This is a genomic window from Piscinibacter defluvii, assembly GCF_004011805.1.
In the GTDB taxonomy this organism is placed as follows: Bacteria; Pseudomonadota; Gammaproteobacteria; order Burkholderiales; family Burkholderiaceae_C; genus Piscinibacter; species Piscinibacter defluvii.
The window spans coordinates 115,390-138,357 of the sequence record NZ_RCHJ01000005.1 but is presented as its reverse complement, the minus strand read 5'-3'; the positions used below and the strand labels follow the sequence as shown (position 1 = coordinate 138,357).

23 protein-coding genes are annotated in these 22,968 nt (G+C 71.2%); 9 read left to right on the top strand and 14 right to left on the bottom strand.

All coding sequences use genetic code 11. From position 1 onward, the window contains the following. Positions 1 to 21 precede the first annotated feature (21 nt). The gene (locus tag D9C15_RS16225; protein WP_127999079.1) at positions 22 to 846 is read right to left on the bottom strand and encodes a cobalamin-binding protein; all 825 of its coding nucleotides are present in this window, start codon (positions 844 to 846) and stop codon (positions 22 to 24) included. Positions 847 to 919: 73 nt separating this feature from the next. Here D9C15_RS16225 and D9C15_RS16220 point away from each other — a divergent pair, with 73 nt between their 5' ends. Beyond that, complete coding sequence (locus D9C15_RS16220; protein ID WP_205854823.1) at positions 920 to 2,914, top strand: S9 family peptidase; 1,995 nt, start codon at positions 920 to 922, stop codon at positions 2,912 to 2,914. Here D9C15_RS16220 and D9C15_RS16215 read toward each other — a convergent pair whose 3' ends face one another. Together D9C15_RS16215 and D9C15_RS16210 are read right to left on the bottom strand one after the other, a co-directional pair. Beyond that, a complete protein-coding gene (locus D9C15_RS16215) occupies positions 2,915 to 4,090 on the bottom strand; it encodes a tetratricopeptide repeat protein (RefSeq protein ID WP_127999075.1) in 1,176 nt (391 codons plus the stop codon). 73 nt (positions 4,091 to 4,163) lie between these two features. Further along, complete coding sequence (locus D9C15_RS16210; RefSeq protein WP_127999073.1) at positions 4,164 to 4,718, bottom strand: hypothetical protein; 555 nt, start codon at positions 4,716 to 4,718, stop codon at positions 4,164 to 4,166. 186 nt (positions 4,719 to 4,904) lie between these two features. On the opposite strand from D9C15_RS16210, the gene D9C15_RS16205 reads away from it, so the two are divergent. The 3 genes from D9C15_RS16205 (at position 4,905) to D9C15_RS16195 (ending at position 6,935) form a co-directional block, all read left to right on the top strand. Further along, positions 4,905 to 5,405, top strand: coding sequence for a DUF3016 domain-containing protein (locus tag D9C15_RS16205; RefSeq protein ID WP_164886743.1), 501 nt, complete (start codon positions 4,905 to 4,907; stop codon positions 5,403 to 5,405). 117 nt (positions 5,406 to 5,522) lie between these two features. Next, the gene (locus D9C15_RS16200; RefSeq protein WP_127999069.1) at positions 5,523 to 6,242 is read left to right on the top strand and encodes a DUF2726 domain-containing protein; all 720 of its coding nucleotides are present in this window, start codon (positions 5,523 to 5,525) and stop codon (positions 6,240 to 6,242) included. Positions 6,243 to 6,305: 63 nt separating this feature from the next. After that, entirely contained in the window at positions 6,306 to 6,935 is a 630-nt protein-coding gene (locus tag D9C15_RS16195) for a DUF1294 domain-containing protein (protein ID WP_127999067.1), read from the top strand. Positions 6,936 to 6,962: 27 nt separating this feature from the next. Here D9C15_RS16195 and D9C15_RS16190 read toward each other — a convergent pair whose 3' ends face one another. The 3 genes from D9C15_RS16190 to D9C15_RS16180 form a co-directional block, all read right to left on the bottom strand. Beyond that, positions 6,963 to 7,202: a hypothetical protein gene (locus D9C15_RS16190; RefSeq protein ID WP_127999064.1), complete on the bottom strand. Its 240-nt coding sequence runs from the start codon at positions 7,200 to 7,202 to the stop codon at positions 6,963 to 6,965. 7 nt (positions 7,203 to 7,209) lie between these two features. Continuing rightward, positions 7,210 to 7,797, bottom strand: a complete 588-nt coding sequence (locus D9C15_RS16185; RefSeq protein ID WP_127999062.1) for a chalcone isomerase family protein — start codon at positions 7,795 to 7,797, stop codon at positions 7,210 to 7,212. A gap of 96 nt (positions 7,798 to 7,893) precedes the next feature. Further along, the gene (locus D9C15_RS16180) at positions 7,894 to 8,814 is read right to left on the bottom strand and encodes a DUF808 domain-containing protein (RefSeq protein ID WP_127999617.1); all 921 of its coding nucleotides are present in this window, start codon (positions 8,812 to 8,814) and stop codon (positions 7,894 to 7,896) included. 89 nt (positions 8,815 to 8,903) lie between these two features. Between D9C15_RS16180 and D9C15_RS16175 the strand changes: the two genes are divergently transcribed. Further along, entirely contained in the window at positions 8,904 to 10,325 is a 1,422-nt protein-coding gene (locus tag D9C15_RS16175; RefSeq protein WP_127999061.1) for a toll/interleukin-1 receptor domain-containing protein, read from the top strand. A gap of 278 nt (positions 10,326 to 10,603) precedes the next feature. On the opposite strand, the gene D9C15_RS16170 is transcribed toward D9C15_RS16175, so the two are convergent. The 4 genes from D9C15_RS16170 to D9C15_RS16155 all read right to left on the bottom strand — a co-directional run bounded on the left by D9C15_RS16170 (position 10,604) and on the right by D9C15_RS16155 (position 14,527). Then, positions 10,604 to 10,831, bottom strand: coding sequence for a hypothetical protein (locus tag D9C15_RS16170; protein WP_127999059.1), 228 nt, complete (start codon positions 10,829 to 10,831; stop codon positions 10,604 to 10,606). 192 nt (positions 10,832 to 11,023) lie between these two features. Next, positions 11,024 to 11,725, bottom strand: coding sequence for an NAD(P)-dependent oxidoreductase (locus D9C15_RS16165; protein WP_127999057.1), 702 nt, complete (start codon positions 11,723 to 11,725; stop codon positions 11,024 to 11,026). Between the two features lie 51 nt (positions 11,726 to 11,776). Further along, positions 11,777 to 13,657 carry an ABC transporter ATP-binding protein gene (locus tag D9C15_RS16160; protein WP_164886742.1) on the bottom strand — a complete coding sequence of 627 codons (1,881 nt, stop codon included), beginning with the start codon at positions 13,655 to 13,657 and terminating at the stop codon, positions 11,777 to 11,779. Between the two features lie 39 nt (positions 13,658 to 13,696). Beyond that, positions 13,697 to 14,527: a cytochrome P460 family protein gene (locus tag D9C15_RS16155; RefSeq protein WP_127999055.1), complete on the bottom strand. Its 831-nt coding sequence runs from the start codon at positions 14,525 to 14,527 to the stop codon at positions 13,697 to 13,699. Between the two features lie 144 nt (positions 14,528 to 14,671). Between D9C15_RS16155 and D9C15_RS16150 the strand changes: the two genes are divergently transcribed. After that, the gene (locus tag D9C15_RS16150; protein ID WP_127999053.1) at positions 14,672 to 15,769 is read left to right on the top strand and encodes a hypothetical protein; all 1,098 of its coding nucleotides are present in this window, start codon (positions 14,672 to 14,674) and stop codon (positions 15,767 to 15,769) included. Here the strand turns inward: D9C15_RS16150 and D9C15_RS16145 are convergent. The 3 genes from D9C15_RS16145 to D9C15_RS16135 form a co-directional block, all read right to left on the bottom strand. Continuing rightward, positions 15,748 to 18,039 (bottom strand): YgiQ family radical SAM protein, encoded by a 2,292-nt coding sequence (locus D9C15_RS16145; RefSeq protein ID WP_127999051.1) that lies wholly within the window; start codon positions 18,037 to 18,039, stop codon positions 15,748 to 15,750. The genes D9C15_RS16150 and D9C15_RS16145 overlap by 22 nt on opposite strands. Positions 18,040 to 18,098: 59 nt before the next feature. Further along, complete coding sequence (locus tag D9C15_RS34065) at positions 18,099 to 19,172, bottom strand: hypothetical protein (RefSeq protein ID WP_240668432.1); 1,074 nt, start codon at positions 19,170 to 19,172, stop codon at positions 18,099 to 18,101. Positions 19,173 to 19,294: 122 nt separating this feature from the next. Continuing rightward, positions 19,295 to 19,960: a Crp/Fnr family transcriptional regulator gene (locus D9C15_RS16135; RefSeq protein ID WP_112188300.1), complete on the bottom strand. Its 666-nt coding sequence runs from the start codon at positions 19,958 to 19,960 to the stop codon at positions 19,295 to 19,297. 232 nt (positions 19,961 to 20,192) lie between these two features. On the opposite strand from D9C15_RS16135, the gene trxB reads away from it, so the two are divergent. Genes trxB through rpmG form a run of 3 tightly spaced genes read left to right on the top strand, consistent with a single transcriptional unit; the run spans position 20,193 to position 21,618 of the window. Beyond that, positions 20,193 to 21,143, top strand: coding sequence for a thioredoxin-disulfide reductase (gene trxB / locus D9C15_RS16130; protein WP_127999049.1), 951 nt, complete (start codon positions 20,193 to 20,195; stop codon positions 21,141 to 21,143). A gap of 56 nt (positions 21,144 to 21,199) precedes the next feature. Further along, on the top strand, positions 21,200 to 21,433 hold the full coding sequence (rpmB, locus tag D9C15_RS16125) for a 50S ribosomal protein L28 (RefSeq protein ID WP_127999047.1): 234 nt from the start codon (positions 21,200 to 21,202) through the stop codon (positions 21,431 to 21,433). 17 nt (positions 21,434 to 21,450) lie between these two features. Further along, the gene (gene rpmG, locus D9C15_RS16120; RefSeq protein ID WP_112188294.1) at positions 21,451 to 21,618 is read left to right on the top strand and encodes a 50S ribosomal protein L33; all 168 of its coding nucleotides are present in this window, start codon (positions 21,451 to 21,453) and stop codon (positions 21,616 to 21,618) included. Between the two features lie 109 nt (positions 21,619 to 21,727). Here the strand turns inward: rpmG and D9C15_RS16115 are convergent, their stop codons facing one another. After that, complete coding sequence (locus tag D9C15_RS16115; RefSeq protein ID WP_127999045.1) at positions 21,728 to 22,951, bottom strand: DesA family fatty acid desaturase; 1,224 nt, start codon at positions 22,949 to 22,951, stop codon at positions 21,728 to 21,730. Positions 22,952 to 22,968 lie beyond the last annotated feature (17 nt).

The window sequence follows — 22,968 nt, the reverse complement described above, 5'->3', positions numbered from 1 at the left end:
GCGATTCTGCGCCGCGGCCCGTCAGGCGGGCCCGGGTGAACGCGCCGCGCCGGCCCAGGCGGCGAAAAGCCGGTGCAGCTGCTCGAGCCCGTCGGTCAGCGCGGCCGGGCCGGGCTGCAGGATGTCGCAGGACTTGATCTCGTGCAGCCGGCCGTCACGCACCGCCGGCACCCCGGCCCAGCCCGGCCGCGCGGCCACACGCTCGGGCCGGAACTTCTTGCCGCACCAGCTGCCGACGACGAGGTCCGGCGCACGCCGCACCGGCTCGAGCGCGTCGGCGATCACGCGGTCGCGGCCCATGCGCTGCACGGCCAGCTCCGGGAACACGTCGTCGCCGCCGGCCAGGCCGATCAGCTCGGACACCCAGGCGATCGCGCTGATCATCGGCTCGTCCCATTCCTCGAAGTAGACGCGCGGCCGGCGCGGCCAGGCGGCTGCCGCCTGCGCGATGGCACGGTGGCGCGCCTGGCAGGCGGCGATCCAGGCCTCGGCCGGGTCCGCGGCGCCCACCAGAGCGGCCACCAGGCGCAAGGTGTCCAGGATCTCGGCCAGCGTGCGCTGGTTGGTGACGAGCACGTTCAGCCCGGCGCGGATCAGCTTGTCGGCCAGCGCGGCCTGCATGTCGGAGAAGCCGATCACGAGATCCGGCTCGAGCGCGACGATGCGCTCGATCTTGCCGTCGAGAAAGGCCGAGACACGCGGCTTCTCGGCTCGCGCGCGGCGCGGGCGCACGGTGTAGCCGGAGATGCCGACGATGCGCTCCTCCTGCCCGAGCAGGTAGAGCCATTCGGTGGTCTCCTCGGTGAGGCAGACGATGCGGCGCGGGCCGCGCAAGCCGGGCTTCATGCCGCGAGCTTATGCTTGCCGCATGACGGCCGGACTTCCCCCGCTTGCCGCACGCCGCCCGCGGGACGTCGGCGTGCACGGCGACCCCCGCAGCGACGACTGGTTCTGGCTGCGCGAGCGCGACGACCCCGAGGTGCTGGCGCACCTGCGGGCCGAGAACGCCTACAGCGAGGCCTGGTTCGCGCCGCTGGCCGGGCTGCGGCAACGCCTCTACGACGAGATGGTCGGCCGCATCCAGGAGGACGACGAGGATCCGCCCTGGCGCAAGAACGGCTGGTGGTATGCCAGCCGCACGCGCAAGGGCGCGCAGTACGAGGAGCATTTCCGCCGCCGCGGCGCGCCCGACGGGCCCGAGCAGCCGCTGCTCGACCTGAACCGGCTCGCCGAGGGCAAGCCCTTCCTGCAGCTGGGCACCTTCAAGGTCAGCCCCGACACACGGCTGCTCGCCTACGCGCTCGACGAGACCGGCGGCCTGGACTACACGCTGCGTGTGCGCGACCTCGAGACCGGCGCCGACCTCGACTTCCTGGTCGAGAAGACCGCCGGCGCGGCCTGGGCCGCGGACAGCCGCACCCTCTTCTGGCTCACGCAGGACGAGGCGCGCCGCTCGCACCGCCTGTGGCGCCAGCGCCTCCTCGACGGCAGCCCGGCGGTGCTGGTGCACGAGGAGCCCGACGAGCTGTACTGGCTCGGGCTCGGCAAGACCCGCGACGAGCGCTGGATCGTGCTCGACTCGGCCAGCAAGGACACCTCGGACCTGCGCGTCATCGACGCCGCCCGGCCCGAGGCGCCGCCACGCCTGGTGCTGCCGCGGCGCACCGGCGTCGAGATGGCGCTGGACCATCGGCAGGGCCGTTTCTACCTGCTGATCAACGACACCGGGCGCAACTTCCGGCTGGTCGAGACCGATGCGGCCGACCCCTCGCTCGAGCACGCGCGCGAGCTGATCGCGCACCGGCCCGAGGTGATGCTGGAGGACGTGGACCTGTTCGCGCACCACATGGTCGTGCAGGAGCGCGACCGCGGCGCGCAGCGCCTGCGCGTGGTCGACCTGGACAGCGGCGAGACGCACCACATCGCGCTGCCCGAATCGGTGTGCGCGGCCGGCGGCGAGATCAACGCCGAGTTCGACACCAGCACCTTCCGCTTCGCCTACACCTCGCTGGTGACGCCGCACTCGATCTACGACTACGACATGGCCACGCGGGTGCTCACGCTGGTCAAGCGCCAGCCGGTGCTGGGCGGCTACGACCCGGCGCACTACCGCAGCACGCAGATCATGGCGCCCGCCCCCGACGGCACCGAGGTGCCGGTGTCGCTGGTCTGGCGCGAGGACCGGCGCGCCGGCACGCCGCAGCCGCTGCTGCTGTACGGCTACGGCGCCTACGGCCACCCGATGGACGTGTACTTCTCGGTCAGCCGCGTCAGCCTGCTCGACCGCGGCGTGGTGTTCGCGATCGCGCACGTGCGCGGCGGCGGCGACCGCGGACGCACCTGGTACGACGCCGGCAAGCTGGCGCACAAGGCCAACAGCTTCGACGACTTCGTGGCCTGCGCGCAGGCACTGGTGGAGCGCGGCTGGACCACACCGCGGCAGCTCATCATCGAGGGCGGCAGCGCTGGCGGGCTGCTGGTGGCCGCGGCCGCGAACCGGCGGCCCGACCTGTTCCGCGCCGTGGTCGCCGAGGTGCCCTTCGTCGACGTGATCAACACCATGCTCGACGAGAGCCTGCCGCTCACCGTCGGCGAGTTCCTCGAATGGGGCAACCCGAAGCTCGAGGCCGACTACCGCACCATGCGCGCCTACTCGCCCTACGACAACCTGCGTGCGGCCGACTACCCGGGCTACTTCCTGCGCGCCGGGTTGAACGACAGCCAGGTGCCCTACTGGGAGGCCGCCAAGTTCGCCCAGAAGCTGCGTGCCCTCAAGACCAACGAGGCGCCGGTGCTGCTGCATGTGAACCTCGACGCCGGCCACGGCGGCGCCTCGGGCCGCTACGACGCGCTGCGCGAGCGCGCGCAGACGCTGGCCTTCATGCTCGCGATGTGGGGGCTGGCGGGCGCCTGATCACTGCACGCGCGTGCCGCGCCGCTTGTCGAGCCACTCGAGCTTGGCGGTGTAGAGCTGGCGTTCGCGCCCGGTGCTGCTGTGCTGCAGCGCGAGCTCGGCCTCGCGGCGCGCGCGCGCGAAATCGCCCAGGCCGGCATAGGCCAGCGCCAGGCCGAAGTGGAACTCGTGGTAGTAGGCCGAACGCTCGACCTCGCGCGTGAAGGCGTCGCGCGCGGCGGCGTAGTCGCGCCGCTCGAGCGCCGCCACGCCCTGCTGGTACCAGTGGAACGGCGGCATCGGCTCGATCTTCGCGAGGCGCTGCGCCACCACCTCGGCCTCGGCGCCGCGGCCCTGCGCGCGCAGCGCGTTCACCAGGTTGGCCAGCAGCGCCGTGTTGGCCGGCTCGCGATCGAGCAGGTGGCGCAGCACGCGCTCGGCCTGCTGCGGCCGGCCGTGGCGCTGGTAGACCACCGCCAGGGTGTTGTACGAGGACGTGAAGGTCGGCTCCTGCAGCAGCGCGCCGCGCACCCACCAGTAGGCGTCGTCGACGCGCCCGGCCACCAGCGCTTCGGCGGCGCGGTTGTTCATGAACATCGCGATCACCGTGCGCTCGCCGATCGGCCGCACCAGCGGGCGCGACCGGCCGGACGGCGGGTCGAAGTCGACCATCACCGTGCGGCCGCTGTCGCGGCCCAGGCGGTCTTCGACCAGGCGCTGGCCGAGCGTGAGGTTGACGTGGCCGGCGTTGACCATCAGGTCGCCGGCACGCGCCCAGCCTTCCTCGGTGACCACGTCGTTGAACTCGACCGGCACGCCCAGGTGGCGCGCCATCGCGGCCGTCATCACGACCAGCGACAGGCAGTTGCCGGCGCGGGCGTCGAAGGCCTGCGCGGCGGTGCGCGTGCTGGCCGCGTCGTACTCGATGCGCAACTGGCCCTTGCTGGCCAGCGCCTCGACCAGGCCGTCGCGCGCGCCCTTGCGGCGCAGCTGCGGCGCGATCTCCACGTCGAGGTAGTGGCGCATCCGCTCGCTGAGGGCGAAGGGCTGCGCGGCGTCGATCGGCTCGCTCGGCGCCGCAAACGCAGCATCGTCGAGCAGGCGCTCGACCTGCGGCAGCGGCGGCACGGCGGCGCAGCCGGCCAGCAGCAGGCCGAGGGCGGCCAGCAGCAGGCGCCGGAGCAGCAATGGTCCCATCACGAGCGGCACTCTACGCCGCGGCCGGGCTTCTGGCCATCCGCAGCAACGGCAGGCCGGGCCGGCCCGCGGATCAGGCGCGTTCGGGCGGCGCGGCGCTGGCGCCGAGCGGAATGTTGCCGGTCCAGCTGCGCTCCATCTCGTCGAACAGCGAGTGGGACGCCTCGGAGACCTGCACCATGCCGACGGGCGCTGCCGTTTCCTCGGCGCGACGGCGGTCCTTGACGGTGCGCTCCAGGCGTGCCGCGAGCGCGATCAGCTCCGGCGTGGTGTCCTCGCGCAGCAGCATCTCGAGCTGCTCGTGGGCCCGCTGCAGCACCTGCACCGGCACCTCGGAGCGCAGGGCGCGCGAGCCGTGACGGCCCAGTGCCTGCTCGAAGAAGCTCAGGTGGCGCAGCAGGTGGCGGGCATCCGGATGCCGGGTGAGCAGTGCGCGCAGCGCCTCGTGGCCTTGCCGCAGCACCTCGCCGGGCCGAGTCGGCAGCGCCGGCGGCTGCCGGGCCTCGCCGAGCACCACGTGCAGCTGCACGCCGCGGCGTTCTAGCTTGAGCGGGCGCGACAGCAGCCCGCGCAGCCACGCCAGCGGCTGCCGGCGGGTTCGCTTGCCCTGGGAGGAGGTGGCGGTCATGGTGCTTTCGCGGCGATCACGATCGGGTCTCAAGACTGCCACGGAACCGCCCGGGCAGCTCGACACGCCGCGCGGCTCGGGTCGAAAATGTCTCGAAACGTGTTCCGCGTTGTCGTGTCCGGGCGCCGGAACCCGGGCCGGACGCCGGAGTCGAATCCAGCCGGATTCCGCGACGAGGAGAAATGCATGAACCGCATCGCCCGCCAGGCCGGCATCGGCCTCCTGAGTGCCGCGGCCCTGGTGGCTGCGCAGGCCGGCACCGTCGAGGTGTCGTACGACCCGGCCACGGCCTGGGCCGACGCCGGAGACACGCCGGGCGAGCGCACGGCGGCCGTCGAGTCGCTGGCCGCGGCGCTGCGCGCGCTCGGCCCGCGCCTGCCCGGCCAGGACGCGGTGCTGCGGGTGCAGCTGCTCGACGTCTTCCTGGCCGGCACGCTGCTCCCGGTGGGCCCGACCGGCAAGTCGATGCGCGTCGTGCGCGGCGGCGCCGACTGGCCCCGCGTGCGCCTGAGCTACACCCTCAGCGAGGGCGGACGCGAGCTGCGCCGCGGCGAGGAGCAGCTGTCGGACATGGCCTACCTCCGGAACCCGAACCCGGCCGAGCCGGCCGACCCGCTGCTGCGCGAGAAGCGCCTGCTCACCGACTGGTTCGAGCAGCGCATCGTCGGCGCGAAGGCCGCCCCGTGAGGCCGCGCCGTCCGGGCGCTGGCGTCCGACTGGCGTGAAAAACTCCCGCTGATCGATCGACCGGGCGGCCCGGTCGGGCGCTAGCCTTGGCGCTCGTCATTCGTTGCGGGACATCGCGTGTCAGCCCTCGACCCGACCTTCATCGCCGCCCTGGCGATCTCCGCCCTGCTGGTCTCGCTGCTGTTCGCCCGCCGGCGCGGCAACTCGGCGCGCAAGCGCAACACCAGTGCCGAATCGCTGGACACCATCCAGGCCTGGACGCCGCAGGCCGTGCGCGTCATGACGACCGCCGAGCGCGAGGCCTACGAGCTGCTGCGCAAGGCGGTGCCCGGCCAGCTGGTGCTGGCACAGGTGCCGCTGGCGCGTTTCATCAGCGTGCCGACACGCTACTCCTACAGCGACTGGCTGACCCGGGTCGGCCGGCTCAGCGTCGACCTGCTGGTGTGCGACCAGAGCTCGCGCGTGGTGCTGGCGATCGACGTGCGCACCGCCAACGAATCGCCGCGGGCCCAGCAGCGCCACGCCCGCATGGCCGAGGTGCTGAAGGCGGCCGGCATCCGCGTCGCGCACTGGCGCGCCGACGCCCTGCCCAGCGTCTCGGAGGTGCGTGCCCAGGTGGCCGAGGCCTCGCCGCAGGCCACCGGCCCCGACTCGGTGGCGCCGGAGCCGCTGGCGATCGGCCCGAACGGCCGGCGCGTGCTGCCGGTGCCCGACATGGTGGAGCTGCTCGCCGACGGCGACCAGGCGCTGGCCGCGGGGCAGCAGCTCGAGCCGGTGTCCTCCGACTACTTCGACGACCTCGACGCGCTCGCTCCCCGGCCACCGCAGCGGCGCTGAGGACCGCGCGCGCCCTACAACCGGCAACAGCGTGTCGGCAGTGCGCCGCTACGATCGATCGACATGAACAAGCAGGGGACGATCGTTCGCTGGGATGCGGAGCACGGCTTCGGCTTCGTGCGCAGCCCGAGCACCGATACCGACGTGTTCTTCCACATCCGCGACTACCGCGGCGGCCGCACCGCGCCCGCCGAAGGGCTGCACGTGCGCTACGAGGAGATCCACGTCGGCGGCAAGGGGCCGCGTGCGATGGCCGTGGTGCCGCTGGAACCCGGCGCGACCCCGCGCAACGAGGAGGCCCCGGCGAACGCCGCGCGCCGCAAGCGACAGCCGCCACCGCCGTACGCCGCAGCCGAGATCCGCGCGATGCTGGTGCTGCTGCCCGCCTACACGGTGCTGCTGGTGTGGGCGGCCTGGACGCAGCGCCTGGCGGTGCCGGTGGCGCTCTCGGCGCCGCTGGTGGGCGTGGTCACCTTCTACCTGTACTGGAGCGACAAGTTCGCCGCCCAGCGCAACGCGCGCCGCACGCCCGAGTGGCTGCTGCACGGCGCCAGCCTGATCGGCGGCTGGCCCGGTGCCTGGCTGGCGCAGCGGCTGCTGCGCCACAAGACGGCCAAGATGGAGTTCCGCAAGACCTACTGGGCCACCGTCGCGCTGCACTGGGCCGCCCTGGCGGCCTGGCTGGCCACCTGAGGCGCCGCGCCGGCCGGCGGGTGCCGTTCAGGCGCGCAGGTCGAGCAGGCTGCCGAGCATCTGCTGCTCGGTGCGCAGCACGCCGAGGTTGGCGCGGTACAGCAGCGCGGCCTCGCGCTGCGTCACGATGTCCTGCTCGAGCGAGGGGCCCGGGGCGGCCTCCAGCCCGGTGGCGGCGCGGCGGGCGATGCGCCCGGCGGCGCCGTCCAGGCGCTCGCGCGAGGCCTGCAGCCCGCCGAGCGCGATCGAGGTCACGTTCATGCCCATGGGTGCCTCACTCCTTCGATTGCCCGAGCAGCGCGTCCTTGAGCAGCGGGTCCGCGGGAGACTCGCCGAACCAGATGCGCAGCACCATCGAGAAGAACTCGTCGTCGCCAACCGGCTCGCCCTGCGGCTTGCCGAGGATGTAGAAGGTGGTGCCCTTGCCCGGCACGAACTCCATCGCGAACGATTCGCCCGGCATCATCTTCGAGCGGCCGGAGAACACCTCGATCAGCCGCGTGCTGGCCAGCGTGTGGCGCTGCACCTGCTCGCGCGTGGCGTTGTCGCCCATGCCCTTGAGGAACAGTCGGCCCAGGTCGGTGCCAGGCAGTTCGCGCAGCGCCACGAACTGCAGCCGCTTGGGCCCCGGCAGCGTCAGCAGCTCGGCGCTCGTGGCGACCTTCTTCGTCGTGTACAGCGCCATGTCGTACACCTTGAAGATGGCGCGGTAGCGCGTGCCCGCGCCGTTGAGCTGCAGCTTGCTGCCCTGCACCTCGACGGCCGGGTCGAACCTGGTCGCGGTCGGGGCGGCGTCGGCGCTGCCGGCGGCCAGGGCCAGGGCCAGCAGCAGCGCTGGCAGCGCGGCGTTCGGTCGGTGCATTGGTGCTCCCGCTCGGGTTTGGGCTTGTTCTGCGAGGGGATTATTTCGCCGCACGGGGCCGCGCGACCGGCGCACCGGCCGGTGCCGTGCCAAAGGTCACGCGGCCGGTGCCGCCCTGCCGCGCAGGCGCTGCACGCCGGTCACCAGCGCCAGCACGACGGCCCCCGCCACCACGCCGACCAGGCCGTCCAGCAGCGTCGGCAGCACGGCGCCGAGCAGTCCGTTGCCGCCTGGCACGAGCGCCTCGATGGCGTGATGCAGCGCCGGCCAGCCGTGCACCAGGATGCCGCCGCCGACCAGGAACATCGCCGCGGTGCCGGCGATCGACAGCAGCTTCATCAGCCAGGGCGCCGCGGCCAGGATCGCGCGGCCCAGCGCCTGCACGGCGCTGCCGGCGCGACGGGTCAGCCACAGGCCGGCATCGTCGAGCTTGACGATCGCCGCGACCAGGCCGTAGACGCCCACGGTCATCGCCAGCGCGATGCCGGTCAGCACCGCGACCCGCGTGCCGAACGGCACGCCGGCGACCGTGCCCAGCGCGATCACGATGATCTCGGCCGAGAGGATGAAGTCGGTGCGCACCGCGCCCTTGATCTTGTCGCGCTCCAGCGCCATCAGGTCGACGGCGGGATCGGCCAGTGCACGGGTCAGCTCGGCGTGGTGCGCCGCGTCCTCTTCCGCGCTGTGCAGGAAGCGGTGTGCCAGCTTCTCGACGCCTTCGAAGCACAGGAAGGCGCCGCCGAGCATCAGCAGCGGCGTCACCAGCCAGGGGGCGAAGGCGCTGATCGCCAGTGCCGCCGGCACCAGGATCGCCTTGTTGAGCAGCGATCCGCGCGCCACCGCCCAGACCACCGGCAGCTCGCGGTCGGCGCGGACGCCGGCCACCTGTTGGGCGTTGAGCGCCAGGTCGTCGCCGAGCACGCCGGCGGTCTTCTTGGCGGCCACCTTGCTCAGCACGGCCACGTCGTCGAGCACGGTGGTGATGTCGTCGAGCAGGGCCAGCAGGCTGGAGGCCATCGTCGCGTCCGGGCAGTGGTGGAAGGCGCGCATCGTAGCCGCTGCGTTGCGCGCCCCGCGGTTCGGGCCAACAATCCGCCGCACCCGCCGTGAAGATCTTCGTCTCCTACCCCTCCGAGTTGCACGACCTGGCCGACCGGCTGCGCCTCGCGCTCGAGGGCGAGGGCCACGAGGTGTTCACCGACCGCGCCGAGCTGAAGGAGGGCGAGCCCTTCCACGCCGCGTTGCGCGAGGCGATCGACGACGCCGACGCGTTGGTCTTCGTGGTCACGCCGCAGTCGGTGGCCCCGGGCAGTTACGCGCTCAGCGAGCTCGACCTGGCCGAGCGCCGCTGGCGTGTCCCGGGCGGTCGCGTGCTGCCGGTGATGGCCGAACCGACGCCGCTGTCGGCCATCCCCGCCTACCTGCGCCAGGTGACGCTGCTTCAGCCGCGCGGCGACCTGGTGGCCGAGACCGTGGCCGCAGTCGCCCGCATGCGGCGCGGCTGGCCGCTGGCGGCGTGGCTGGGCGTGGCCCTGGCGCTGTTGCTGCTGGCCGGCGCGGCAGCCTGGGCCTGGCAGCGCCACGAGCAGCAGCTGGCGCGCGAGCAGGCGCAGCGCGAGCGCGCGGCGGCCGAGCTGAGCGCCGCGGTCCAGCTGTGCGGCAGCGGCAGCCACGCGGTGGGCTGGGACCAGTTCGCGCTGATCGCCGCGGCGCGGCCCGACGACGAGGCCGCACGGCAGGCGCGCGAGGACTGCGGCATGGCCTGGCTGCGCGAGATGCGCATCGTCAGCGAGAAGGAGACCTTCTCGGCCCTGGTGGCCAAGGTACAGCCGGTGCTCGCGCAGGGCCTCGCGCGGGCGACCGGGGTGCGCCGCGCCGACCTGCGCGCGCACCTCGGCTGGGCCGAGTTCCTGCGCAGCCGCGACGGCATCGCGGCCGGCGATCCGAAGGCGCAGTACGAGGCGGCGCTGGCCGACGACCCCGGCAACGTCTACGCCCACGCGATGTGGGCGCACTACCGCGTATGGACCAGCGGCCGGCTCGACGCCGAGGCCGAGCAGCACTACACGGCGGCCGCGCGCAGCCCGCGCGAGCGGGCCTGGGTGCGCAGCCTGCAGCTGTCCTCGGCCTGGCAGCACGGCGGGTTGTACTCGTACGCCGCATCGATCGCCGACGACATGCGCCGCCAGGGCGAGACGCCGTCGGCCGCGCAGGGCGCGCGGCTGCGCAGCTACGGCTTCGATGCACAGGTGTGGTCGGCGCGCGACCGGGCGGGGTTGCTGGAGCGCCTGTCGCCGGCAGACCTGCAGGCCACCTACGACTGGCTGTTCCCGGCCGGCTCGGCGGCCCCGGAACGGGCGGCGCTGGATCGGCTCTGGCGCGCCTGGCTGGCGGCACTCAACGGCCAGCGCGAGGCGGGGCGGCGCGAGCTGGAGGCCTTGCGCCAGCAGCTGCTGGCCGAGCGCGTCGAAGGGCGCCTGCCGCGCACCGTCGACGACCTGCTCGCCGAGCTGCGGCGCGGCGCCTGAGCTCAGAAGGTGTGAGAGAACCCAGCGTGCCCACGCCGAGGTGGCCAAGGTCCCTGGGCAAGACGCGGCACGCCGCCCAGACTGGCCGTCTGGGCCAGTGACGCAACGCGGCCCAGGGCCCTTGGGTACCCCGGCCCTGCGGGTTGCCTCCGGGATCGCGCCCACCCGTCGTTGCAGATGCTCGATGTGTCACCCGACACGTCTGCGCTTTGCGCCTCGATTGGGCGCGATCCCGGGGGCAACGTGGGCACGCTGGGTTCTCTCACACCTTCTTGCGCTCAGTGCAGCGCGGGGATCACCGCCGGCGTCGCGAACTCGCGGCCGATCACGGTGCGGGCATACAGGTAGTTGTGGCGGGCGCGTTCGCTGAGGGCGTCCATGTCGACATGCCCGGCCTGGTCGCACGGGAACACGAGGGCACGGCCTTCGTTGAACAGCGACTGGAAGCGCAGCTGGTACTGGGCCTCGATCGCCGAGGGACTCAAGGGCGCGGGAGCGGTGTTCATCTCGCTGGCTCCTTCACGGGTGGTTCAGCTGATCCAAGCGTAGACAGCGACCCGTCGCGCTGCCATGGATCCGCGCCGAGGATGTCTGTCCGTCAGCGTCGGTTCATCGTGTAGGAAATACGCCGACACCACATCCTGCGGATGCAGGTCGCCGGGCCCCCCAGGAGGGTGAGGTGGCCTAGGGAGGCAGGCTCAGACGACGGTGAGCGCCTTGCCCACCGCGGCCGGCTCGTCGATCAGGCGCACCATCAGCTCGGCGACGTCCTCGCGCGAGGTGCTGCGCAGGCCCCAGGGCAGGTCTTCGCCGAAGGCCACGTGGCCGCAGGCCGGCTCGTGGCTCAGGCGGCCCGGGCGCAGCACCGTCCAGCGCAGCCCGCTGTGGCGCACCAGGCGCTCCTGGCGCTCCTTGTCGGCCATCACCTCGGGCAGGCACCAGCGCAGCCAGCGCCCGAGGCCGAGGCGGCCGGTGCGCGCCGAGTTGCCGACCCCGGCGGCCCCCAGCACCAGCAGGCGCTCGACGCCGGCCACAGCCATCGCCTCGAGCAGCGCCCGCGTGGCCCGCGCGGCGGCCGGATGGGCGTGGGCCAGCGCGTCGGGCGACGGCAGCGGCGCCGGCTTGTGGCCGACCAGGCACAGCACCGCATCGTGGCCGTCGAGCACGCCCCACAGGCTGTCGGGCCAGCGCGGGTCGGCGCGCACCAGGCGCAGCCCTTCGTGCTCGAGCGGCAGGTGGGCAGGGTCGGCCACGCAGGCGGTCACCCGGTGGCCGGCCTCGAGCGCATGGCGCACGGCCAGCTGGCCGGTGGCGCCGTCGGCGCCGAAGACGGCGACACGGGCCCGGCCGTCGGGCTCGCGCGGGTCGCTCCGCCCGAAGCGGTAGGTCATGGTGGCCATCGCGTCGCACTCTGCCGGCGGCGGCGCGGACGGCGAATCCCTAGGGCGACATCAAGGTGCCGCGGCCAGCTGCGGCGCAGCCGGCTCGTCGTCGATCTCCTCGCCGAGGAAGCCGCCGCTCTGGTGCGCCCACAGGCGCGCATAGATGCCGCCGCGCGCGAGCAGGCTGCGGTGGTCGCCCTCCTCGACGATGCGGCCCTTGTCCATCACGATCAGCCGGTCCATCGCCGCGATGGTGGACAGGCGGTGCGCGATCGCCACCACCGTCTTGCCCTCCATCAGCCGGTACAGGCTCGCCTGGATCGCCGCCTCGACCTCGCTGTCGAGCGCGCTGGTGGCCTCGTCGAGCAGCAGGATGGGCGCGTCCTTGAGCATCACGCGGGCGATCGCGACGCGCTGGCGCTGTCCGCCGGAGAGCTTGACCCCGCGTTCGCCGACATGCGCGTCGTAGCCGGTGCGGCCTTTCGGGTCGGCCAGGCCGAGGATGAACTCGTGCGCCTCGGCGCGCCGGGCCGCAGCGACCATCTGCGTCTCGTCCGCGTCCGGCCGGCCATAGAGGATGTTGTCGCGCACCGAGCGGTGCAGCAGCGAGGTGTCCTGCGTGACCATGCCGATCTGCGCCCGCAGGCTGTCCTGCGTGACGCCGGCGATGTCCTGCCCGTCGATCAGGATGCGGCCGCCCTCCAGGTCGTACAGGCGCAGCAGCAGGCTGACCAGGGTGGTCTTGCCGGCGCCGGAGCGGCCGACCACACCGATCTTCTCGCCCGGGCGGATGTGCAGCGAGAAGCCGCTCACGGCCCGCGGCGCGCCGGGGTCGCGCCGGCCGTAGGCGAAGTCGACGTCCTCGAAGCGGATCTCGCCGCGCTGCACCTGCAGTGCCGGCGCGTCGGGCCGGTCGAGCACGGTGCGCTGTCGCGACAGCGTGTTGATGCCGTCGTGCACCGTGCCGATGTTCTCGAACAGCGAGGCCATCTCCCACATGATCCAGTGCGAGATGCCGTTCAGGCGCAACGCCATCGCGCCGGCCGCGGCGAGCGCGCCGACGCTGACCTGGCCGCGTGTCCACAGCCACAGCGCCATGCCGGTGGTGGCACCGATCAGCGCAACCGAGAGCAGGTGGTTGACGATCTCGAAGCCGCTGACCAGGCGCATCTGGCCGTGCACCGTGACCATGAACTCGCGCATCGAGTCGCGCGCGTAGGCAGCCTCGCGCCGCGAATGCGAGAACAGCTTGACGGTGGCGATGTTGGTGTAGGCGTCGGTCACCCGGCCGGTCATCAGCGAGCGCGCGTCCGCCTGGGCCTGGCCGACGCGCGCCAGGCGCGGCACGAAGTACCAGGTGGCCAGGCCGTAGAGCAGCACCCAGGCCGCGAACGGCAGCAGCAGCCAAGCGTCGAAGCTGCCCACCACCGTGGCCATCGTGACGAAGTAGATGAGCACGAAGACCAGGATGTCGCCGACCAGGAACACCGTGTCGCGCACTGCCAGCGCGGTCTGCATCAGCTTGGCAGCGATGCGGCCGGCGAACTCGTCCTGGTAGAAGCCCATGCTCTGGGCCAGCATCAGCCGATGGAAGTCCCAGCGCAGCCGCATCGGGAAGTTGCCGGCCAGGCTCTGGTGCTTGAGCAGGGTCTGCAGCGCGACGACCGCGATGCTCGCCAGCAGCACGCCGGCCAGCAGCAGCATCGTGCTGCCGCGCTCCGCCCACAGGCGCGCCGGCGGCACCTCGGCCAGCCAGTCGACGACGCGACCGAGCATCGCGAACAGGATCGCCTCGAACACGCCGATCACCGCCGTGGCGACGGTCATGCCGGCGATGTAGGGGCGCATGCCGCGCGTGCAGTGCCAGACGAAGGGCAGCAGCCGCGGCGGCGGCGTCTCGGGCGCGGCCTCGGGATACGGGTCGACGAACTTCTCGAAGGCGCGCAGCACGGCGCGAAGGTTAGCGCATCCGTGCCGCGGTGCCGGGTGTCAGGGCTTGGCCGCCACCTCGATGCTGCCCTTCATGGTCGGGTGCAGACCGCAGATGTAGGCGATGTTGCCGGCGGCGTCGAACTGCAGCGAGGCGCTCTGCCCCTTGAGCATCAGCTCGCTGCGCTGGCTGCTGCCGACCACCGAGATCTGGTGCGGCGTGTCGTCCGCATTGACCCAGGTGACCTTCTGCCCGGCCGTGATCTTCAGCGTGCCGGGGCCGAACGCGAAGCCGCTGACCGCGACCTCGTTCGCGCCGCCCGCGGGCGCGGCCTGGGCCTGGCTCGGGAAGCGGCCGGCGAGTTTGGCGAGGTTGGTCAGGTAGTCGTCCTTCGCGAACGGCAGGTGGCACTGGTAGCAGGCGGTCAGGTTGGCCTTGTCGTTGACCTGGCCGTCGGGCGTGAAGGACTGGTAGATCCAGTCGCCATTGCGCAGCGACTCCGGGATGTCGGCGCCCAGGCCCTCGCCCTTCAGCATCGAGTTGACCGCGACCAGCTTGTCCTTGACGAAGCGGCCGTTGGCGTCCTTGACCGGCTTGCCCTCGGCATCGAGCTTCGCCGCGTAGGCGGCCAGCGTGATCACCGTGCCGTGCGGGATGGGCTTGCCGGCGCGGGCGGCCTGCACCGCCTCGGGGCTGGTGTAGAACTCGCGGTACTGCTTGGTGTCGGGCCGGTCCACGGTGGCGTAGAGCACCCCCTGGTTCCAGCCCTCGGGGAACTTCAGCTTGTTCGGCCCGGGCGCCACCGTCGCCTGCGCAAACACCACCGCCGCGGCACCGAGCCCTGCCAGGGCCGCCGCCCGGGCGGCCATCCTGCCTGCCTGGATCGTCATCGTCGTCTCCTGCCTACGAGTGCGGGCCGCCCTCGGCCCTGCAGCATACGGCTACGCCGCAACGCGCATTCCGGATGCAACCCCTTGCCGGCGCGCGGCGGGGCGCGGATGATCGCGCCCTCGTCCACCCCCGGAGAGCCCGCGATGACGCTGAAGTCCTTCATCTACCCCACCATCGGCTCGAACAAGGCGAAGAACCTGTCCGAGATTGGCAACATCGTGTCCGACCTCAACACGGCGCTGGAGAAGTACCTGCGCGGCGAGGGCGTGAAGGACCCGCAGGGCATCCGCCTGCCGGGCATGAACGAGGCTGCCGAGGCGGTGAAGGCCTTCAAGGCCGAGCTCAAGGGCAGCAAGGACGACCTGGCGGTGCGTGCCGGCCTGAACGAGAAGGGCCACCTGGCGCTGGCGCTGTCCGGCATCGTGCCGCGCAAGGGCAAGCCGGTGAAGATCGACGACGAGATCGTGATCCGCAAGGATTTTTCGACGCTGGTCGACGAGATGAAGAACGAGGCCAACGCGGTGGTGAACCTGCAGAAGGGCGACGCCACCATCGACCGCGCCGCCGACAGGCAGGGCCAGAAGTTCGGCAGTGCGCCGGTCACGCCCGACAAGGCCGACTTCGGCGGCCTCACGACCGGCCACGTGATCCTGGCGGCCCATGGCAGCCGGGTCGAGGTCAGCGGCACCATCATCGGCACCAAGCTGGGCAAGCGCACGCCGGCCCAGATCGTCGAGTTGCTGACCGAGAACAGCGACAAGAAGAAGAACCTGAGCAAGGACTTCAGCGGCACGGTCTGGCTCAGCGGCTGCTTCACCGCCGCCGGCGGCATCGCCCCGCCGGACGAGAACTACGACTACGAGTCCTACGCCCGCTCGGTGTGGGAGTTGCTCAAGAAGAAGGGCTACGCCAAGGCCAGCGTCAAGGGCCAGCCGGGCGTGGCGCGCACCGACGCGGCAGGCGACAAGTCGTCCGTGACGCCCACCGGCCAGAAGGACTACGACAAGCTCAAGAAGGAGCTGGCCAAGCTGACCACCGACATCGATGCGGCCGCCAAGGCGCTCGACCTGCTGGACAAGGCCCACAAGGCCAAGGGCACCAAGCTCGCGGACGACCCGAAGGTGGCCGCGCTGTCGAAGAAGATCGCCGACATGATGGGCGAGGCCAACCGCATCGAGGCGGAGAAGGAGTCACATGTGCTGAAGGGCCTGGTCGCGACCTACGGCTTGAAGGTGCGCTGACGCCCCTTGGCGGCCGGGCGCGCGGCGAGGCCGGGGCGCGGCGGCAGGCCGGTGTGCTGGGTCAGCACCCGGCCCTGGGTGACCGGCGAGCTGCGTTCGCCCGGCGCGGTGGAGTTCTTGCGCCGCGCGCTCTGGTAGCCGGTGGCCGTCGACGGCTGGAAGGTCGGCACCAGGTGCTGCTTGCCGTTGCCGATCAGGTCGGCACGGCCCAGGTCCTTGAGCGCCTCGCGCAGCAGCGGCCAGTTGGCCGGGTCGTGCCAGCGCAGGAAGGCCTTGTGCAGACGGCGGCGCTTCTCGCCGCGCACGATGTCCACCTTCTCGGCGCGCGTGGCATCGCGGCTGATGCCCTTCAGCGGGTTCAGGCCCGAGTGGTACATCGCGGTGGCCGTGGCCATGGGGCTCGGGTAGAAGGTCTGCACCTGGTCGGCGCGGAAGCCGTTGCGCTTGAGCCAGAGCGCGAGGTTCATCATGTCCGCGTCGCTGGTGCCCGGGTGCGCGGCGATGAAGTAGGGGATCAGGTACTGCTTCTTGCCCGCCTCGGCGCTGTACTTCTCGAACAGCTGCTTGAAGCGGTCGTAGCTGCCGATGCCCGGCTTCATCATCTTCGACAGCGGCCCGGTTTCGGTGTGCTCCGGCGCGATCTTCAGGTAGCCGCCGACATGGTGCGTGACGAGCTCCTTCACGTACTCGGGCGACTTCACCGCCAGGTCGTAGCGCAGGCCCGAGCCGATCAGGATCTTCTTCACGCCGCGCAGCGCGCGGGCGCGCCGGTACATCTCGATCAGCGGACCGTGGTCAGTGTTCAGGTTCGGGCAGATGCCAGGGTAGACGCAGCTCGGCTTGCGGCAGGCGGCCTCGATCTCCGGGCTCTTGCAGCCGATGCGGTACATGTTGGCGGTCGGCCCGCCGAGATCGCTGATCACGCCGGTGAAGCCCTTCACCTTGTCGCGGATCTCCTCGATCTCGCGGATCACCGAATCCTCGCTGCGGCTCTGGATGATGCGGCCCTCGTGCTCGGTGATCGAGCAGAAGGTGCAGCCGCCGAAGCAGCCGCGCATGATGTTCACGCTGAAGCGGATCATCTCCCACGCGGGGATCTTGGTCGGGCCGTCGTGGCCGCCGGTCTCGTCGGCGTAGGCCGGGTGCGGGCTGCGCGCGTACGGCAGGTCGAACACATGGTCCATCTCGGCCGTCGTCAGCGGGATCGGCGGCGGGTTGATCCAGACGTCCCGCGCGGTCTTGTCGTCCCCGTGGCGCTGCACCAGCGCGCGCGCGTTGCCGGGGTTGGTCTCGAGGTGCAGCACGCGGTTGGCGTGGGCGTAGAGCACCGGCTCGCTCTTGACCTGCTCGTAGCTCGGCAGGCGAATCACCGTGCGCTCACGCGGCGGCATGCTGATGCGCCCGGACGCCTTCGGCACGAAGGTGATCGGCTGGGCGCCCTCCTCCTTCGCGCAGCTCGCGCCCTGTGAGGCGGCCTGCTCGCCGGTGGTCTGGTAGGGGTTGATGTGCGCGTCGATGCGGCCCGGGCGGTCGACCTCGGTCGAGTCGAGCTCGAACCAGCCCTCGGCCGTCGGGTCGCCGGTGCGGCGCAGGAAGGCGGTGCCGCGCACGTCGGTGAGGCGCTCGACCGGCTCGTGCGCGGCCAGCCGGTGCGCGATCTCGACGATCGCCCGCTCGGCGTTGCCGTACAGCAGCAGGTCGGCCTTGCTGTCCACGAGGATCGAGCGCCGCACCTTGTCCTGCCAGTAGTCGTAGTGCGCGATGCGGCGCAGGCTGGCCTCGATGCCGCCGAGCACGATCGGCACGTCGTTGAAGGCTTCCTTGCAGCGCTGCGCGTAGACCAGCGAGCTGCGGTCCGGCCGCCGGCCGCCGACGCCGCCGGGCGTGTAGGCGTCGTCGCTGCGGATCTTCCGGTCCGCGGTGTAGCGGTTGATCATCGAATCCATGTTCCCGGCGGTCACGCCGAAGAACAGGTTCGGCCGGCCGAGCGCCTTGTAGGGTTCGGCCGACTGCCAGTCGGGCTGCGCGATGATGCCGACACGGAAGCCCTGCGCCTCCAGCACGCGGCCGATCACCGCCATGCCGAAGCTCGGGTGGTCGACATAGGCGTCGCCGGTGACGACGATCACGTCGCAGCTGTCCCAGCCGAGCGTCTCCATCTCGGCGCGGCTCATCGGCAGGAAGGGCGCCGGGCCGAAGCGCCGGGCCCAGTACGGCTTGTAGCCGGTCAGGGGCCGGGCGGCGCGGGGCGGAGCGAGGGTGGCGGACATGGCGGCGGGCAGCGAATCCGCGATTCTCGCCGCTGGCCCGGCCCCGCGGGGGTGCGGGGCTATGGGGTGACGAGCCCGTCCATGCGCACGACCTCGAAATCGCTGCCGCGAACCTGGCGCAGTTCGCTGACCAGGGCGTCGTTGTCCCAGCGGTCGTCCGGCGCGCCGCTGACGTACCAGTTGCTGCCGTTGTCCGCCACGATCATGCCGTAGGTCTTCATCGCGGTCAGCAGCGCCCGGGTCTCGGCACTGAAGGTCGACGGGATCACGAAGCTCGCCTTGAGCCGCACCCGCATGCCCATCGGCGGCAGGTTGGCCGAGGTGTCGGACGACGCCCAGTGCGTGGCCGGCGGCACGTAGGCGCGGCGCGAGCGCGCCACCGTGAAGCGCAGCGCGTGGCGGATGCCGCCGGGCCCGAGGGCCGCCTCCTCGTAGCGTGCCAGGCCGGGGAAGATCGGCAAGCCGGCCGCGTCGGCACTGGTCCAGCCCGGCTGGCCGCCGGGCCGCACGTCGTTGCTGTCGAGGTGGAACACGGCGCCGCAGTCGGCGTTCCAGGCTCCACCTGCCTGCGGGAAGGCGCGGTAGAGCTCGTACAGCCGGTGGTTGTCGCGGTCGATCACCAGCACATGGCGGTCGCCGGTGGCATTCGGGCCACCTTCGATCGGCGCGTTGCCGGGCACCGGGTAGGGGCCGGGGTCGCTTTCGTCGCCATAGGCCGTCCAGTTCATCAGCACGCGCGCCTGGCTGCCAGCGACGACGACATAGGGAATGCCGATCGGTGCCCCGTTGTACAGCCCGGCGCCGAAGTCCGGGTGCAGGCTGGTGGCCAGGCCGATGCTCGCGATCAGCGCGTCGGAGGCCGGATCGACCGGCGCGGCGCTGATGTCGGTGTTCCAGGGGTTGTCGGCCGGGAAGGCGATCGCGCCATTGAGGGCCGCGCCGATGCCGAGACTCGCCCCCGAGAAATCGGCGTAGCCGGAGGGGCCCGGCGGCGGCGGCGGGGGCGGGGGCGGCGGTGACGGACTGCCGGGCGGCGGCGCGGCCGCATTGCCATCGGCGCCACCGCCTCCGCAGGCGGCCAGGAACAGTGCGGACAACGAGGCCAGCGCCGTGCGGCGGTCGGGACGGGTCACGGGAAAGGCTCCGGCTCGAGGGTTGAACCGGGGCATTCTCCGGGCCGGCCGGGCACGCCGGGCGTGAGATCGTGCCTGCCGCGCGAGGAACTTACCCGCCGTCACCAACGGCGGGCGGCGGCTCAGCTGGCCGACAGTTCCTTGATGATGACCGAGCCGTTTTCCTGGGTGTGGACCATGCCGCGCTCTTCCAGGTCCTTCATGACCCGGCTGACCATCTCGCGCGAGGCGCCGACGATCTTGGCCAGGTCCTGGCGCGAGACCTTGTTGCGGATGATCTTCTTGTCGCCGTCGATCTCGGCCATGTCGAGCAGCGCGCGGGCGACGCGGCCGTAGACATCGAGCAGCGCGAGCGACTCGATCTGCCGGTCGGCGCTGCGCAGGCGCTGCACCAGGCCGCGCATGATGGCGTAGGACAGGCTGGAGTTCTCCGGCAGGCAGCGTGCGAACTCGGCACGGCCGAGGATCAGCATGTCGGTCTGCACCTCGGCGCGCACGGTGGCCGAGTGCGGCTCGTTGTCGATCAGGCTCATCTCGCCGACGTAGTCGCCCGGCTGCAGCACGGCCAGGATGACCTCGCGGCCGCGCGAATCGGAGGTCAGCACGCGTGCCCGGCCGGTCAGCAGGATGAACAGCGCGTTGGACTTCTTGTTGTGCTCGACGATGATCTCGCCGCGGCGGAAGCGCCGCTTGACCACGCTGTCGGCGATGCTCTGCGCCTGATCGTTCGTGAGCATCGAGAACAGCGGCACGCGCCGGATCAGGTCCAGGTTCGAAAGCATCGCCATACGGTCACCCCTATTGAATGTTGTCGCGCCCACCCGCCGCACCGCCTGGGCGCCGCCGGGTTGCGGCGCGCGGGGCGTGAGAATTCGCACGGCTGTCTGGCAGGACGCTATTGTCACCATTACGCGCATTGATGCCAGCGCCGGACGGCCCCATGTCAGACTTGCGGCCTAGGCTGTCGCGAGATTGCCTACAGTTGCGCATCTATTTGACGCCCTTCCCAGGTTTTCCCCCATGAGCACCGCCCCCCTGCACGCCCGGGTCCTGATCCTCGGCTCCGGCCCGGCCGGCTATACCGCCGCCGTTTACGCCGCCCGCGCCAACCTCAAGCCGGTGCTGATCACCGGCATCGCCCAGGGCGGCCAGCTGATGACCACCACCGACGTGGACAACTGGCCCGCCGACGTCGACGGGGTGATGGGCCCCGACCTGATGACGCGCTTCCAGAAGCACGCCGAACGCTTCAACACCCAGATCGTGTTCGACCACATCAACGAGGTCGACTTCAGCCGCCGCCCGTTCACGCTCAAGGGCGATTCGGGCAGCTACACCTGCGACGCGCTGATCATCGCCACCGGGGCGAGCGCCAAGTACCTCGGGCTGCCCTCCGAGCAGGCGTACATGGGGCGCGGCGTCAGCGGCTGCGCCACCTGCGACGGCTTCTTCTACCGCAACCAGGAGGTCTGCGTGGTCGGCGGCGGCAACACCGCCGTCGAGGAGGCGCTGTACCTGTCGAACATCGCCAGCAAGGTGCACCTGATCCACCGGCGCGACAAGTTCCGCGCCGAGCCCATCCTGGTCGACAAGCTGATGGAGCGGGTGACGGCCGGCAAGATGCAGTTGCACCTGTGGCAGACACTGGACGAGGTGCTCGGCGATGCCCGCGGCGTGTCCGGCGTGCGGCTGAAGGGGACGCAAGACGCCAGCAGCCGGGAGCTGAAGGTCAGCGGCTGCTTCATCGCCATCGGCCACCAGCCGAACACCGACATCTTCAAGGGCCAGCTCGAGATGCGCGACGGCTACATCGTCACCAAGTCCGGCCTCAACGGCATGGCCACGATGACCAGCGTGCCGGGCATCTTCGCCGCAGGCGACGTGCAGGACCACGTCTACCGCCAGGCGATCACCAGCGCCGGCACCGGCTGTATGGCGGCGCTGGACGCCCAGCGCTTCCTGGAGCAGTGAGCCTGCGAGTTTTCTGGCTATAATCGCGGTCTTTGCCGAAAACACCGGAGTGCTTCATGGCACGCGTCTGTCAAGTCACGGGCAAGCGCCCGATGGTGGGGAACAACGTCTCCCACGCCAACAACAAGACCAAGCGCCGTTTCCTGCCCAACCTGCAGTACCGCCGCTTCTGGCTCGAGACCGAGAACCGCTGGGTGCGTCTGCGCGTCAGCAACGCCGCGCTGCGCCTGATCGACAAGGTCGGCATCGAGCAGGTGGTTGCCGACCTGCGCGCCAAGGGCGAGCTCTGATCCACTAGGAGATTCACATGGCCAAAGGTGGACGCGAGAAGATCAAGCTGGAGTCGACGGCCGGCACCGGTCACTTCTACACGACCGACAAGAACAAGAAGACCACGCCCGAGAAGATCGAAATCATGAAGTTCGATCCGAAGGCGCGCAAGCACGTCAAGTACAAGGAGACGAAGCTGAAGTAATCGGCTTCGACTTCTGACACAGCAAGGGCCGCTCACGCGGCCCTTTGCGTTTGCCCCAACGAGAAGGGGGCCGCATCGGCGGCCCCTTCATCGATTCGCTGCGAAGGCGTTACGCGTGGGCGGCGCGCAGCTTCAGCGAGAACTCCTGCAGCGCGGCGATGCCACTCTCCTCGGCCTTCTTGCACCAGGCCTGAAGGTCGGCCACCAGCTGCTCGGCAGACACATTGGTGCGCGTCCAGAGCTGGCGAAGCTCCTCGCGCATCGCCACCAGCTTGGCCAGCGCGGGCGTGCCGGCGGCGGTGCGGGCGACCAGCGCCTTCACGTCTTGCGGGATCTTGTCCTCGTCGCGGTGCAGCCAGCGCTTGGCCAGGCGCATCTCCTTCCAGCGCGCCGTGTTCTCCGCGCCCTGCGCCTTCAGCCGATCCAGCTCTGCGCCGCAGGCCGCACGCAACTCGTTTGCATACTTGGCCATCACCTCGTAGCGGTTGGCGATGATTGCCTCCAGCGTCTTGCCGTCGGCGACCGGCTTCACCGCGCCGAGCTTGAGCGCCGGCGGCGTCTTGCGCACCTTGGCCCAGCCGATCATCTCCATCGCGCGGATGTAGCCCCACCCGATGTCGAACTCGTAGGGCTTGACCGACAACTTGGCCGAGGTCGGGTAGGTGTGGTGGTTGTTGTGCAGTTCCTCGCCGCCGATGATCACGCCCCAGGGCGAGATGTTGGTCGACGCGTCCTGCGCCTCGAAGTTGCGGTAGCCCCACCAGTGGCCGAGGCCGTTGATGATGCCGGCCGCCGTGATTGGGATCCACAGCATCTGAACCGCCCATACCGCGGCGCCGATGGCACCGAACAGCATCAGGTCGACGATCAGCGTGATGCCCACGCCCTGCCAGCTGTAGCGGCTGTACAGGTTGCGCTCGAGCCAGTCGTCCGGCGTGCCGTGGCCGTACTTGGACAGCGTCTCCTGGTTCTTGGCTTCGCCGCGATAGAGCTCGCTACCCTGCAACAGCACCGTCTTGATGCCCTTGGTGACCGGGCTGTGCGGATCGTCGACCGTCTCGCACTTCGCATGGTGCTTGCGGTGGATGGCCACCCATTCCTTGGTCACCATGCCCGTGGTCAACCACAGCCACAGGCGGAAGAAGTGCGACGGCACCGGCCCCAGGTCGAGTGCGCGATGCGCCTGCGAGCGGTGCAGGAAGATGGTGACGGCGGCGATCGTGATGTGCGTCGTCACCAGCGTGAAGAGCACGACCTGCCACCAGGTGGTCTGGACCAGGCCGTTGGCCAGCCAGTCGACCAGCCCGTCCCAAACCAATACAAAGTTATCCATTCAGCTACCTCAGTGCC